A 12,973-nucleotide genomic window follows, 5' to 3' on the forward strand; every position below is an offset into this window, starting at 1 on the left:
GCGCTCGTACAGGTCGATGCTGACGCCCCGATCAACCAGGTCGTCATGCTTCATCAAGGCATCGGCCGCATAGATACCGGCCGGACCGGCACCGACGATGGCAACGCGCAACGCGCGGTTCTCCTCGCTCATGACCTCTACGGTAGGTGGTCGTGGGCGGCCGCCAAAATATGACCTTCGGCCCGCAGTGAGGTTCGCCTCACTTCGCGACTGACCTGCGAGCGGCCATATACTGGGTCGTTGTGGCTGACTCCCCCGACGATGACATGGGCCAATCGTCCGACGAACTGGACCGGCGCGATGCGCCGACCAGGGGGCCGATCATCGCGGCACTCGCTGTCGTCGTGGTTTTGATCGGCCTGATTCTAATTCCCCAGTGGCTGCACCCGTTCGCCAGTCGGGTCAGTGACGAGGACTCGGTACGGATGGCGGTCAACAACCACTACACCGCACAGAACGCACTGAACTACGACACGTTCACCCGGTGGACCTGCGCGGCGAAGCTGCCGCCGCGCGACGAGTTCCTGACGCGCGCCACCGCCTCCCGCGACGTGAATGGGCCGATCGTGATCCCCCCGGGAAAGATCGCCGATGTCGCGATCAACGGCGACAGGGCGAGTGCCACCGTCAGCTGGCACTACGGAAAGAAGACCGACGCCGTGACGACGACCGCGACCACCCTGGTCCGCCAGGACAACCAATGGAAGGTGTGCTGATGAGCTACGCCGGAGACGTGACCCCCACGCAGGCGTGGGAGCTGCTCGAGAACGATGAGAACACCGTCCTCGTCGACTGCCGCACCAGCGCCGAGTGGAACTTCGTCGGGGTCCCCGATCTGGAGATCCTGGAGAAGCGGACGGTGTTCGTCGAATGGACGACCTTCCCGTCAGGTGCGCCCAACCCCCGGTTCGTCGATGACCTGCGCGACGCCGGAATCCGCGACGACAACCGGGTGCTGTTCATCTGCCGCTCGGGCCACCGGTCGATCGGCGCCGCGGAGGCGGCGACCGCGGCCGGGATCGTCCAGTCCTACAACGTGCTCGATGGTTTCGAAGGCGGCCTTGACGAGAACGATCACCGCGGTTCGGCGGGTTGGCGGGCTGACAATCTGCCCTGGCGCCAGTCCTGAACCGCGAGTGAGGAATAAGCAGTGAACGACATTTTCGGCGAGTTGCCGCCCGGCGTCGGTCCGGACACCCTGGCGGTCCAGGGTGGGGTGGCGCGCTCGCAGTTCCAGGAGACCTCCGAAGGCCTGTTCCTGACGAGCGGCTACGTCTACGACTCGGCGGAGGCGGCCGAGCGGGCCTTCAACGGTGCTGAACCCCGGTTCGTCTACTCCCGCTTCGGCAATCCGACCGTCGCCATGTTCCAGGAGCGGCTACGCCTGCTCGACGGGGCGCAGGCCTGCTTCGGTACGGCCAGCGGCATGGCCGCGGTCTTCGTCGCGCTCGGCGCCTTACTGAAGGCGGGCGACCGCCTTGTCGCCGCTCGCAGCCTCTTTGGATCCTGCTTTGTGGTCTGCAATGAAATCTTGCCGCGCTGGGGCGTCGAAACCGTCTTCGTGGATGGCGAGGACCTCCAGCAGTGGGAGGAAGCGTTGTCGGTCCCGACGACGGCGGTCTTCTTCGAGACGCCGGCCAACCCAATGCAGACCCTGGTCGACGTCGCGGCGGTGTCCGAACTCGCCCACGCGGCGGGCGCAAAGGTGGTGCTGGACAACGTATTCGCCACCCCGCTGCTGCAGCGCGGCTTCGATCTCGGCGCCGACGTCGTCGTGTACTCGGCCACTAAGCACATCGACGGCCAGGGCCGCGTCATGGGCGGGGCGGTCTTGGGCGACGAGGAATTCATCTCCGGTCCGGTTCAGACGCTCATGCGCCACACCGGTCCCGCGATGAGCCCGTTCAACGCCTGGACGCTACTCAAGGGCTTAGAGACGATGCGCCTGCGCTTAGACGCCTCGGTGGCCTCGGCGTTGCGCGTCGCGGAGTTCCTGGACGCCGATGCGCGCATCGCCTGGACCAGGTACCCGTTCCTGTCGTCGCACCCGCAGTTCGACCTTGCGCGCAAGCAGATGGCCGGCGGCGGCACGGTGGTGACCTTTGAGATTGCCGACCGCGCCGGGCGCGGCGGAAAAGAACGAGTCTTCGAGGTGCTCGACAAGCTTCGGGTCGTCAAGATCTCCAACAACCTGGGCGATTCCAAGACGCTCGTCACCCATCCGGCCACGACGACCCACCGGGCGATGGGGCCCGAAGGCCGCGCCGCTGTCGGCATCACCGACTCGGTGGTGCGCGTCTCGATCGGTCTGGAGAACACCGAGGACCTGATCACCGATCTTGATCAGGCCCTCGGCTGACTCGGGCGGTTTCTACTTCAGGGAGACCTTCACCCCGTTGGAGAACAGGGAGTCGTGCAACTCCAGTTCGGTCGGTACCGCGCGGGCGGGGATGTCGAAGACGAGTTTCACCGCCACCTTGTTGCCGGGGTTGATGCTGTCCCATACGGGGACGCCGGAATCACCGAGCGCGATCTGAGCGCTGGTGTCCGACTCGTGCTCGCGACCCTGCTGATCGACGAGCTTTTGCCCGGACGGGGAGAAGCCTTGCGGCTTGTCGCCGATGTTCTTGACGCTCACCGTCACCACCGTGAATTTGCCCTGGGCCTTCTGTCGGAGGAATTCGTTCTCGCCGACGGTGGTGAGCCCACTGGTCACATCGGTGACGACGAACTCGAACTTGCCGTCGCGCACCGGCTGGTTCATTCCGGCGATGACGTCTTTCTTCGCGTCCGGCGTGCCCTGTTCATCGTTGGCGCGGCTGTCCGGCTTGTCCTGCTTGTCGCCCGCCGGCGCGCCCGCCGTCGTCGTCGGGCTGTTGGATCTTTCTCCACCAGACATGAGTGCGCCGAGACCGCAGACCGCGATCAGTGCGGCGACGATGCCGATGATCCACGGCGCCTTCGACTTCTTGGGCGGCGGGGGCGGAGCCGGATAGCCGGGCATCTGGCCGTACTGCTCGTACGGCGCGTACTGCCCGGCGGGGGCGGGCGCGGGGGCGGGGTAGTGGGGGTGCGGCGGGTAATTCGGTGTCGTCATGATGCCTCCTAATAGGTCTGAGAGACGAACAGGAGCAGAGCGTAGGAAGACGGTCGGACAATCGGGGCCCAGAGAATTCGGCCCGGAGAATTGGGGCCGGACTAGGGGGCGACGGTTTCGGGGTCGGCGCCCAGCGCGCGCAGGGCGGTCGCAAACTTGGCGGTCGTCTCGGCGACTTCGGCGGCCGGGTCGGAGTCGGCGATGATGCCGCCGCCGGCCCATGCGGTGAGATGGTGCAAGTCGGCGGCCAGGCCCACGCACCGGATGGTCACCACCCAGTCCCCGTCGCCCTCGCTATTGCACCAGCCGATCGCGCCGCCGTAGAAGCCGCGGTCGCCCTCGTAGTGGGCAATCATTTCGCTGGCGACCGCGCTGGGCGTTCCGCCGAGGGCCGGCGTCGGAGAGAGGGCCAGGGCAAGATCTAAAGCGGTGGTCGCGGGATCGGCCAGCGTCGCACTGATCGGCGTTGCCAGATGCCATAGCTCGCCGGTGGACAGCAGGGTGGGTTCGGTGGGGGCGTTGATCGTTGTGCAGAAGGGGGCCAACGACCGGCGCAAGTACTCGACGACGAAGGAGTGCTCGGCGAGATCCTTGGCCGACGAGCGCAGCGCGGCCGCCCGCTGCTCGTCGACCACCGGATCGGGCGATCGGGGCGCCGTGCCGGCGTAGGGGCGGCACTGCACGCTGCGGCCGCGGCGGCGCACGAGGAGTTCGGGACTCGCGCCGACCAGCCATTGCCCGGCGTATCGCTCACCGGCGGCGTCGAGGGCCACCGCGAACGCATTGTTGGCGGTGTTGCCGCCGGCGAACGCGGCGGCCAGTGCAATCGGGTCGATCGCCTCGTCCACCTGCAGCTGCACGGCCCGGGCGAGGACGACTTTCTGGGCTTGTCCAGCGCGGATGCGGGCGACGATCTCGCCGACGCGTCGTTGATGCTCGGCCGGCTCGGGCAGCCGGGCGAGGACGGTTACGCTGCGCCGCTGCGGCGGCGCAGCGGGCGCCAGCGGCTGGGCCGATACCGTGAGATCGGCCGGTTCCCACAGTGCGGCCGGGTCGTCGAGGTCGAACGGGAGGGCCCCGACGATGCCCCGGCAGGATCGGCTGTGCAGGGCGGCGGCAGCGGCCTGCGTGGTCGCGAAGGTGCGTTCCCGCCCGACGCCGTGCACGGAGCCGGACCGGCCGGACAGGAGGAACGTGGAACCGCCGAGTGGGGTGCCCAGTCGGGGCAGATTAGGTGCCCAGTCGGGGGGGTTGCGGTGCCCACTCGGCGGGGGTGAGGTGCCCACTCGGCGGCGTGGTTCAGTGTCCCTGCGTCTTGAGGCGCTCAACGGCCTCGGCGAGGACCTTCTCGGCCTGCGCGCGCCCGACCCAGCCGCCCGGCTGGACTTCTTTGCCCGGCTCGAGGTCCTTGTAGTGCTCGAAGAAGTGGCTGATCGCGTTCAGCTCGAAATCGCTGACGTCACCCAGGTCCTGGATGTGGTCCCAGCGGACATCGCCGGCCGGAACGCAGAGGAGCTTGTCGTCGCCGCCGGCCTCGTCGGTCATCGTGTACATCGCCACCACGCGCGCCTTCACCGTCACGCCCGGGAACACCGACTCGGGCAGCAGGACCATCGCGTCGAGCGGATCCCCGTCCTCGCCAAGGGTGTCGTCGATGTACCCATAGTCGGCGGGGTAGCCCATCGACGTGTACAGATACCGGTCGAGGAAGACGCGACCGGTCTCGTGATCGATCTCGTACTTGTTGCGGCACCCTTTGGGGATCTCGATGATGACGTCGACGGCCACGGTTGTTCCTCTCGTTGGTCGGCTCTGAGCCGGTTCAACGATACTGTTTATGCCGAACGGGTCTGCATGGGACTGGCCAATGACGCGGAGGTGGCGGTGAGCGGTTCGGGCAAACGGGGGACGACGGTGCGCTGGGCGCTGATCGGGTTGCTGATCGTCGCGCTACTCGGCGGCGGCGGCGTCGTCGCCGGACGCACCCTGATGGCGGGCGACAAAATTCCGGACGGAACACCGGCACGGCCCGATCTGCTCACTCCGACGCCGGCGATTCAGCCGGTGAACCCGCAGGCACCGGCACCGTCGACCGCGGGGCTGGCGATGGCGCTGGCGAAGGTCTCGAACGCCAAAGACCTCGGGGAGCTCACCGGGCAGGTCGCCGATCCGGTGACCGGCACGGTGCTCTGGGAGAAGAACCCGGGCAAGCCGCTCATCCCGGCCTCTAATGCGAAAATCCTCACCGCGGCGGCCGCGCTGCTGGGCATGCCGCAGGACCGTCGTCTCACCACGACGGTGGTGGCCGGCCCCAACGGCCAGGTGATCGTGCGCGGCGCCGGTGATCCGACGCTGTCGGCGCAGCCGGCCGGTGCGCCCACGTACTACACGAATGCACCGCGCATCGCCGACCTCGTCGCCCAGATCCGTGCCGCGGGAGTCAAGCCGACCTCGGTCGCCGTCGACCTCTCGCTGTTCACCGGTCCGACCATGGACCGGACGTGGGACCGGCGCGACATCGCCGGCGGTGACATCGCGCCGATCCGTTCGCTGATGGTCGACGGTGGGCGTCTCGAGGCGCTCGACGAGTATTCCCCGCGCACCCCCGAGCCCGGGATCGCCGCCGGCGAGGCCCTGGCTGCGGCGCTCGGCGTGAAGGGCGACGTCGAACAGGTACGGGCTCCGGAGGGTGCCAGAACGTTGGCGTCGGTGCAGTCCGCGCCGCTGGCCACGCGGGTCAACGACATGATGCGCTTTTCAGACAACGTGCTGGCCGAGACGCTGTCCCTCGAACTGTCGCTGGCCGCGGGTGGCCCGGGCACCCTGGAAGCGGGTGCCGCCGCGGTCGTCAAGACCCTCGGCGACAAAGGGTTCGACACGACCGGCGTCACCCTGCGCGACGCCTCGGGGCTGTCCTACGCCAACCGGGTCCCGGCCCGGGTTCTCGACGACATGATGTCCGGCATCGCCGGTAGCCGCTACCCACAGCTGCGGGTCCTGCTCGACGGACTGCCCATCGCGAATGGCACCGGCACCCTGACCGAGCGCTTCGACCCGCGGAAGACATCGGGAGCCGGATGGGTCCGGGCGAAGACCGGCACCCTGACCGGGGTGAGTTCGCTGACGGGGATCGTGCAGACCGTCGACGGGCGGGTGCTGTCCTTCGCCTTGATGTCCAACGGTACGTCGCCCGACGTGGCGCGCCCGGCGCTCGACGCGGTCGTCGGCAAAATCCGCGATTGCGGCTGCCGGTGAACGGCGCCGGCGAGCGCCGCGACCAGGGCGCAGAGCGCCGAGACCAGGGCGCAGAGCGCCGAGACCAGGGCGCAGAGCGCCGAGACCAGGGCGCAGAGCGCCGCGACCAGCTCCCGGCGATCGACTGGGAAGTGGCCGCCGGCATTGGCCGCCGGCTGGCCCGCAGCGGACCGGCGATGACCGAGTACACCCGCAACCAGGTGTACGCCGAACTCGCCGATGCCTCGGCCCGGGCCGAGGCCCCCGTCCGCGAGCTCACCGGGTTGGCCGACGGGCTGGCCGTGCCGGCCGCCCGCGTCATCGACCGCGAGGACTGGATCACCGCATCCGCGAATTCGATGCGCTCGATGATGGCGGCCGCCGCCGATGTCGCCGCGGCCGGCGACGACGGAGTGCCAGCGACAGATTCCGGCGGAGTGTCAGCGACAGATTCCGGCGGAGTGTCAGCGCCAGCTGCCGGTGGGCTGATGACCGCGCTCACCGCGAAGGCGGGCGGATTCCAGGCCGGCGGGCTCCTGGCCTTTCTATCCGGGGCAATTCTCGGGCAGTACGACCCGTTTACCGCCGATCCGGTCACCGGGGACGACGGTGTGCTGCTGCTCGTCGCGCCCAATATTGTGAACGTCGAACGAAAACTCAAAGCGGTGCCCGCCGACTTCCGGCTCTGGGTGTGCCTGCACGAGGTGACCCACCGGGTCCAGTTCTCCGCCAACCCGTGGTTGCGCGACTATATGGTCGACAATCTGGCCACCCTGGCCGCCGAGGGTGCGGAAACCACCGCACAACTGGTTACCCGGATCGCTGCGGCGGTCCGTAGTGACAAGCCGCGTGAACCCGGCGTCCTGGGCGTGATGCAACTGTTGCAGTCCCCCGAGCAGTATGAGGCGTTCGCCAACCTGATGATGCTTGGGACGCTCCTCGAAGGACATGCCGACCATGTCATGGATGCCGTCGGTCCGGCGCACGTGCCGACGGTTGAGCGGATCCGGGCTGGCTTCGACGCGCGGCGCACCGCGCCGCGCAACCCGATCGCGCGGATCATGCGCGCATTGATCGGGATGGACGCGAAGATGGCGCAGTACATCCGCGGCAAGGCGTTCACCGACCACGTCGTCGGGGCCGTTGGAATGGGGCCGTTCAACACGATCTGGACCGGCCCGGAGACATTGCCGCGCCCCGACGAGATTGATGAACCGGACCGGTGGATCGCCCGGGTGCTCTGATCGGGGCGGTCCGCTCGTTCGCGCAGCGGCACTTCGTCGGGCGCGATGCCTGCGTCGCACTGTCGGGCGGGCCGGATTCGTTGGCGCTGACGGCGGCCGCGGTGCGGGCGGGCCTCGACGTCGAGGCGCTGATCGTCGATCACGGGTTGCAGCCGCAGTCGGCCCGGGTCGCCGCGACCGCGGCACTGGCCGCCGAGGTGCTGGGCGCCCGCGCGCGGGTGCTGCCCGTCGTGGTCGGTACCGCTGGTGGTCTGGAAGCCGCAGCGCGGTCGGCGCGGTACGCCGCGCTCGACCTCGCGCGGGACGGGCGCCCGGTGCTGCTGGGACACACCCTGGACGACCAGGCCGAGACCGTGCTGCTCGGTCTGGCCCGCGGCTCCGGACCCGCGTCGTTGTCGGGGATGCGCGGGTGGCGCCCACCGTGGGGGCGCCCACTGCTCGCCTTGCGCCGCTCCGACACGGTGGCCGCCTGCGCGCAGTGGGGGCTCGCACCGGTCGATGATCCCCACAATGGTGATCCGCGGTTCACCCGCGTTCGGGTGCGGACGCAGGTGCTGCCGCTGATGGATGATGTCCTCGGCGGGGGGGTCGCCGAGGCGCTGGCGCGCACCGCTGATCTGTTGGACGCAGACAATCGTCTGCTGGATGCGCTGAGCGCTGGGCTGGCCGCCGAAGCGGCCGTCGGGGACGGCCTCGCCGTTGACCCGCTAGTCGCTGCACCGGAAGCGCTGCGCAGCCGGGTGCTGCGCCGATGGTTGAGCGCTGTGATCGACGGCGAACTTCCCGCTGCGCCGGTCCGGCCCCCTCGTGCCGGGCCGGCGCAGCGAGTCGTCGCGGCCGTCGACGCCTTGGTCACCGACTGGCACGGCCAGGGACCGGTCGCCGTCGGCGGGGACCCGGTGGTGCGCTTGATCGTCGAACGAGTCGGCGATCGTCTCCGGGTCGCTACCGAGCCGCGCGGCTAGTCCCCGCGCCGGGTCAGGTTGGGGGCAAACCAGTCCAGCGCCCGTGCGTTGTCCACCTGATGCGGCCAGGAATGGTCCATCCCCAACCCCGGGCTGGTGGGCGGCAGGTCGAACACGAGGTGGTCGACGTGGGCACCCAAGGAACGCCAGGCGCGGACCAATCGCGTTTGGTCGGCGAATGGCACGACGTCGTCGTTGCGCGCCGAATGGACCAGCACCCGAGCGCGTGGCGCTACCGTGCCCAGGCGTTGCGCCCGTGCCCACCCCGCAAAGCCGGGGATCGCCAGCAGTGCGTCGGCCAGCGGCCGGCCGTCGGCGGTCAGTTGCGACGACGGCGTCGTTCCATAGGCGATCGCGGCGTCGGGCAGACACATCTGTGCAATCCGGCGCAGGAAGGTGCGGCCGGCCGGGTTGAGGACGGCCGACACGGGCTGGCGGAGCGCCGGGTCGGTGGCCATCGCGCTGTTGGCGGACCAGCCGAGGATGGGGAGCGCCATGATGTTGTGGTTCCGCAACGCGGCGGTCACGTCACCCGGCGGCGCCCCGCTGTAGACGGCGCGCAGGGCGAGCCGCGGGGCGTAGACGGGCTGTAGTTCGGCGGCGGCGCCCGCGGCGGCACCGCCCTGTGAATAGCCCCAGAAGCCCACAGGTCCCGAGAGGCGTGCGACCGACGTCGCGGCGCGGGCGGCGTCGATGACGGCACGGCCCTGCTCGATCCGGTTGAGGTAGGTATGAACACCCGGTTGCGCCATTCCCAGGTAGTCGGGCACGACCACCGCGTAACCGCGGGCGAGCAGCAGGGCGACGCTGGAGATCTCATATCCGACCTGTTGTTCGGTCGCCGACACCGACACCGGGCTGGTGAAAGCCCGGGAGGGTGCGCAACGGTCACCCTGGCCGTAGGTCCCCACTGCCATCGCGACCAGTGGTTGCCGGCCGGGTCCAAGCCATCGGGTATGCGGAACGAACAGGCTCGCGCTCATCGTCCGCGGTTGGTCGTGTGCGTCGCGCGAGGTGAGGGTGAGTAGCCGTGCGGAGGCGAGCGCGGTCAGCGGAGTGGGCAGCGGCGCCGTGCGCGTCATCGTGCCGGGGGGAGCCTCGGGGGTGGCATGGATGGCCGGCGCCGCCGCGGTGGTCATGGCGATCGCCATGGTGACGGCGCCGAGGGTGCGGGGGAGCAGGTGCCCACTCGGCGGTGTTGCGGTGCCCACTCGGCGGCTACGCATCGGAGGTGGCGCTCGGTCCGCGGTTGGTGGCCTGCGGCGCGAGGGTGGCGTGGAGGAATTCCTCGATGATCGTCGAGACGGGGCCGGGGCACTCGAGCATGGCGGCGTGCCCGCAGCCGGGCAGCCACTCCGCGCGGGCCGGGGCGAGGGTTTCGTTGAGGCGGCGCCCGGCATCGCTGGACAGGATGACGTTCGCCACGCCCCAGATGGTGCAGATCGGAGGTGCGCTCGCGGGGAGTGGCTCGACGTCGAGCCGGGCAAGCGTGCCCAGGTCGGACCCGATGGTTTCGGCCAGGGCGGCCAGCCCGCCGGGCCGCCGCATGCCGTCGACGAGTTGCCGTGCCGCCGGGAGGCGGTCGGTCAGCACGGGGTCGGAGAACCATTGGCCGACGACTCGACGGGCTGCTTTGCGGGGCGATCCGAAGCGGCCGACCACGGTGCGCACCGCCCGGGGGAGGCGGCCGGCCGGTCCGATGAGCCAGCCGTAGGCCCCACCGCGAGCGGTCCGTTCGGTGAGTGGATTGATCAGGACGGCACCGATGGCGCGATCGTCGGACCGCAGGAAGTGGGCGATGATTGCGCTGCCCAGGCAGTTGCCCACCAGCAGGGGTGCGTCGATGCCGGTGGCGGTCAGGAATGCGGCCAGCATGTCGGTGTAGCGCTGGACCGAATAACCCTCAGCGGGAACGTCGGAGTCGCCATACCCGAACAGGTCGAGGGCGTAGACGGGATGGCTGGCGCCGAAGTATTCGACCTGTTCGTGCCAGAGGTGCCGGGATGCACCGGCGTTGTGCAGGAATACCAGCGGGGTGGCGCCGTGGTTCTGGGTACCGGCGACGGTGTACGCGATGCGCAATACGTCGAACTCGAATTCGGCGTCGGTCATGTCTTCTCCCCTGGTGAGGTGCTGTCGGCACCCGCAGACTCCTAGAGAAACGAAAGTGTTTCTCTAGGGAGCGTAGAGGTGCGCCGGCGGTAGAGTCAACCGGGTGCCAGACAACGACTCCCGCGGCGGCCAAGGTTCGCTGAGTGCTGACGAGGTCCTCGCGATCATCGGCCCTGGGCCCGACCGCGCCGCCCTGCCGAGGCATCGGCACCAGCTCACCGCGGCGCAGGTGGAGGAGTCGCAACGGTGGCGGCTGATCGCGGCGACAGCGGAAGTGATTGCCCGGCAAGGCTATTCGCAGACCTCGGTGGACCAGATCAGCGCACAGGCAGGGGTCTCGAAGAAGTCGTTCTACAAGTTCTTCGCCGACAAAGAGGCCGCCTTCATCGCCGCCTACGACGCCATCGGTCTGGTCATCGCCACCATGACGGCGGATCTGCCCGGCAATCCCGCCGACCTCGACGCACTGATGGGCCCGGTCATCGGTGCCTATCTGGGGACCCTGCAGGCCGCACCCGCGTTCACGACCATGTTCCTGCTCCGCGCCCAGGGTGCGACGCCGGGGATCGCCGACCGTCGAATCGCCGGGGTCGCCCGGTACGCCGAGGCGATATCGCAGATTCTTTGCCGCGGGCGCGACCAGGGCATACCGATCGCCGACGTGTCACCGGCCGAGGTCGTCGCCCTCCTCGGCGGGATCAATGAACTGTGCATCCAGCAGGTCCAGCGCCACGGGGTGGCCCGCCTCGACGAGATCGCCGATACCGTCCTCTCCTTCACCCGGCGGGTACTGACCCCGTAGGGGCGGTGGGCGGGCTGGTGGGCTCGCGCGCGCACGTGCGAAGCTATGTGCGTGAGCAGCCAGCCCTATGGTGATGACATCGAATCGATCCTGATCTCCGAAGATCAGATTAAGCGGCGAACCGTCGAACTCGCCGAATCGGTCGCCGCGAGGTTCCGCGACGCCCCCGATGACCTGGTCCTGATCGGCGTCCTCAAGGGCGCGATCATGTTCATGACCGACTTCGCGCGGGCGCTGCCCATCCCCTCGCAGATGGAGTTCATGGCGGTCTCGAGCTATGGGTCGTCGACGTCGTCCTCGGGGGTCGTGCGCATTCTCAAGGACCTCGACCGGGACATCGCCGACCGCGACGTGGTGATCGTCGAGGACATCATCGACTCCGGACTCACCCTGTCCTGGCTGATGCGGAACCTAGCGACCCGGTCCCCGCGGTCGCTGAGCGTCTGCACGCTGTTGCGTAAGCCCGATGCCGTCCGGGCCGACTTGAACGTCGCCGACATCGGGTTCGACATTCCCAACGATTTCGTCGTCGGCTACGGATTGGACTACGCCGAACGGTACCGCGATCTGCCCTATATCGGCCGCCTCAAGCCCTCGGTCTACCAGGGCTGACGCGGTCCGTCCACCATCCAGGTAGCCTGGTGGGAAATCTCTGATGGAAGGACGTTGGTGGCGCTCGTGCGGGTGCCGCCGGAGCACGTATGAACCGTAAGTCAGTCTTTCGCAATGTCGCGATCTTCGTCCTGATCCTCCTGGCCCTGTGGGGCTGGAGCTTCATGCGCGACAACTCGCGCGAGTATCGCGCCGTCGACACCTCGGTGGCGCTCAGCCAGCTCAACGTGAAGAACGCGAAGTCGATCCAGATCGACGATCGCGAACAGCAGCTGCGCATCGAGCTGAAAAAGCCGATCGAGGTGGGCGAGAAGAACAAGAAGAAGGAGACGTCGGACAAGATCAGCACGAAGTACCCGGCCCGTGGTGCCGACTTCGTCTTCGAGTCCGTTCGCCAGACCGGGGCGCCCTACCAGACCAATGTCCGGCAGGACTCGGCCCTCATGCAGATGTTGGCCCTGATTCTGCCGCTGGTGCTGTTACTCGGCCTGTTCTTCTTCGTGATGAACCGGATGCAGGGCGGTGGTCGGGGCGGCATGATGGGCTTTGGCAAATCGCGTGCCAAAGAGATCACCAAAGACATGCCCAAGACCACGTTCGCCGACGTCGCCGGTGCTGACGAGGCGGTCGAGGAGCTCTACGAGATCAAGGACTTCTTGCAGAATCCGGCTCGTTACGAGGCGTTGGGCGCCACCATCCCCAAGGGGGTCCTGTTGTACGGGCCGCCCGGCACCGGTAAGACGCTGCTTGCCCGGGCCGTCGCAGGTGAAGCCGGGGTGCCTTTCTTCACCATCTCCGGTTCGGACTTCGTTGAAATGTTCGTCGGCGTCGGCGCATCACGCGTGCGCGACCTGTTCGAGCAGGCTAAGCAGAACAGCCCCTGCATCATCTTCGTCGACGAGATCGA

General features: G+C 68.4%; 15 protein-coding genes. 9 read left to right on the forward strand and 6 right to left on the reverse strand.

What is annotated here, in order from left to right; genetic code table 11:
• Positions 1–132 (reverse strand): FAD/NAD(P)-binding protein (locus B4M62_RS06710; protein WP_290706403.1); only part of this gene is annotated, 132 nt, incomplete at its 3' end.
• 110 nt (positions 133–242) lie between these two features.
• Between B4M62_RS06710 and B4M62_RS06715 the strand changes: the two genes are divergently transcribed.
• Genes B4M62_RS06715 through B4M62_RS06725 form a run of 3 tightly spaced genes read left to right on the forward strand, consistent with a single transcriptional unit; the run spans position 243 to position 2,359 of the window.
• Positions 243–716, forward strand: coding sequence for a hypothetical protein (locus B4M62_RS06715; protein WP_290706207.1), 474 nt, complete (start codon positions 243–245; stop codon positions 714–716).
• On the forward strand, positions 716–1,129 hold the full coding sequence (locus tag B4M62_RS06720; RefSeq protein WP_290706208.1) for a rhodanese-like domain-containing protein: 414 nt from the start codon (positions 716–718) through the stop codon (positions 1,127–1,129). Before B4M62_RS06715 ends, B4M62_RS06720 begins: the two co-directional genes overlap by 1 nt.
• Positions 1,130–1,159: 30 nt before the next feature.
• A complete protein-coding gene (locus tag B4M62_RS06725) occupies positions 1,160–2,359 on the forward strand; it encodes an O-succinylhomoserine sulfhydrylase (protein ID WP_290706404.1) in 1,200 nt (399 codons plus the stop codon).
• A 12-nt stretch (positions 2,360–2,371) separates the two neighbouring features.
• Here the strand turns inward: B4M62_RS06725 and B4M62_RS06730 are convergent, their stop codons facing one another.
• From B4M62_RS06730 to B4M62_RS06740, 3 genes are all read right to left on the reverse strand, one after another.
• On the reverse strand, positions 2,372–3,097 hold the full coding sequence (locus B4M62_RS06730) for a DUF4352 domain-containing protein (protein ID WP_290706209.1): 726 nt from the start codon (positions 3,095–3,097) through the stop codon (positions 2,372–2,374).
• Positions 3,098–3,198: 101 nt separating this feature from the next.
• Positions 3,199–4,383 carry an isochorismate synthase gene (locus B4M62_RS06735; protein ID WP_290706210.1) on the reverse strand — a complete coding sequence of 395 codons (1,185 nt, stop codon included), beginning with the start codon at positions 4,381–4,383 and terminating at the stop codon, positions 3,199–3,201.
• A gap of 13 nt (positions 4,384–4,396) precedes the next feature.
• Positions 4,397–4,885: an inorganic diphosphatase gene (locus B4M62_RS06740; protein ID WP_290706211.1), complete on the reverse strand. Its 489-nt coding sequence runs from the start codon at positions 4,883–4,885 to the stop codon at positions 4,397–4,399.
• Positions 4,886–4,951: 66 nt separating this feature from the next.
• Between B4M62_RS06740 and dacB the strand changes: the two genes are divergently transcribed.
• The 3 genes from dacB (at position 4,952) to tilS (ending at position 8,540) form a co-directional block, all read left to right on the forward strand.
• Positions 4,952–6,352 (forward strand): D-alanyl-D-alanine carboxypeptidase/D-alanyl-D-alanine endopeptidase, encoded by a 1,401-nt coding sequence (gene dacB / locus B4M62_RS06745; protein ID WP_290706212.1) that lies wholly within the window; start codon positions 4,952–4,954, stop codon positions 6,350–6,352.
• A 119-nt stretch (positions 6,353–6,471) separates the two neighbouring features.
• Positions 6,472–7,575, forward strand: a complete 1,104-nt coding sequence (locus tag B4M62_RS06750; protein WP_290706405.1) for a zinc-dependent metalloprotease — start codon at positions 6,472–6,474, stop codon at positions 7,573–7,575.
• Positions 7,554–8,540, forward strand: a complete 987-nt coding sequence (gene tilS / locus B4M62_RS06755) for a tRNA lysidine(34) synthetase TilS (RefSeq protein ID WP_290706213.1) — start codon at positions 7,554–7,556, stop codon at positions 8,538–8,540. The genes B4M62_RS06750 and tilS overlap by 22 nt, the downstream gene beginning before the upstream one ends.
• On the opposite strand, the gene B4M62_RS06760 is transcribed toward tilS, so the two are convergent.
• Both B4M62_RS06760 and B4M62_RS06765 read right to left on the reverse strand, forming a co-directional pair.
• A complete protein-coding gene (locus tag B4M62_RS06760) occupies positions 8,537–9,751 on the reverse strand; it encodes a lipase family protein (RefSeq protein WP_290706214.1) in 1,215 nt (404 codons plus the stop codon). The two genes, tilS and B4M62_RS06760, sit on opposite strands and share 4 nt — an antisense overlap.
• A gap of 7 nt (positions 9,752–9,758) precedes the next feature.
• A complete protein-coding gene (locus B4M62_RS06765; protein ID WP_290706215.1) occupies positions 9,759–10,652 on the reverse strand; it encodes an alpha/beta fold hydrolase in 894 nt (297 codons plus the stop codon).
• A gap of 103 nt (positions 10,653–10,755) precedes the next feature.
• Here B4M62_RS06765 and B4M62_RS06770 point away from each other — a divergent pair, with 103 nt between their 5' ends.
• The 3 genes from B4M62_RS06770 to B4M62_RS06780 form a co-directional block, all read left to right on the forward strand.
• Positions 10,756–11,454: a TetR/AcrR family transcriptional regulator gene (locus B4M62_RS06770; protein WP_290706216.1), complete on the forward strand. Its 699-nt coding sequence runs from the start codon at positions 10,756–10,758 to the stop codon at positions 11,452–11,454.
• Positions 11,455–11,499: 45 nt separating this feature from the next.
• The gene (hpt, locus tag B4M62_RS06775) at positions 11,500–12,066 is read left to right on the forward strand and encodes a hypoxanthine phosphoribosyltransferase (RefSeq protein WP_290706217.1); all 567 of its coding nucleotides are present in this window, start codon (positions 11,500–11,502) and stop codon (positions 12,064–12,066) included.
• Positions 12,067–12,155: 89 nt separating this feature from the next.
• The coding region (locus tag B4M62_RS06780) for an AAA family ATPase (RefSeq protein WP_290706218.1) at positions 12,156–12,973 on the forward strand (818 nt) is incomplete at its 3' end.

This window comes from Gordonia sp. UBA5067, assembly GCF_002414845.1.
Lineage (GTDB): Bacteria > Actinomycetota > Actinomycetes > Mycobacteriales > Mycobacteriaceae > Gordonia > Gordonia defluvii.

Excerpts from the sequence above, each read along its gene's own strand:
- B4M62_RS06720 (WP_290706208.1), top strand. The coding sequence starts at position 716 with ATGAGCTACGCCGGAGACGTGACCCCCACGCAGGCGTGGGAGCTGCTC.
- B4M62_RS06730 (WP_290706209.1), bottom strand. The coding sequence starts at position 3,097 with ATGACGACACCGAATTACCCGCCGCACCCCCACTACCCCGCCCCCGCG.
- dacB (WP_290706212.1), top strand. The coding sequence starts at position 4,952 with ATGGGACTGGCCAATGACGCGGAGGTGGCGGTGAGCGGTTCGGGCAAA.
- B4M62_RS06765 (WP_290706215.1), bottom strand. The coding sequence starts at position 10,652 with ATGACCGACGCCGAATTCGAGTTCGACGTATTGCGCATCGCGTACACC.
- hpt (WP_290706217.1), top strand. The coding sequence starts at position 11,500 with ATGTGCGTGAGCAGCCAGCCCTATGGTGATGACATCGAATCGATCCTG.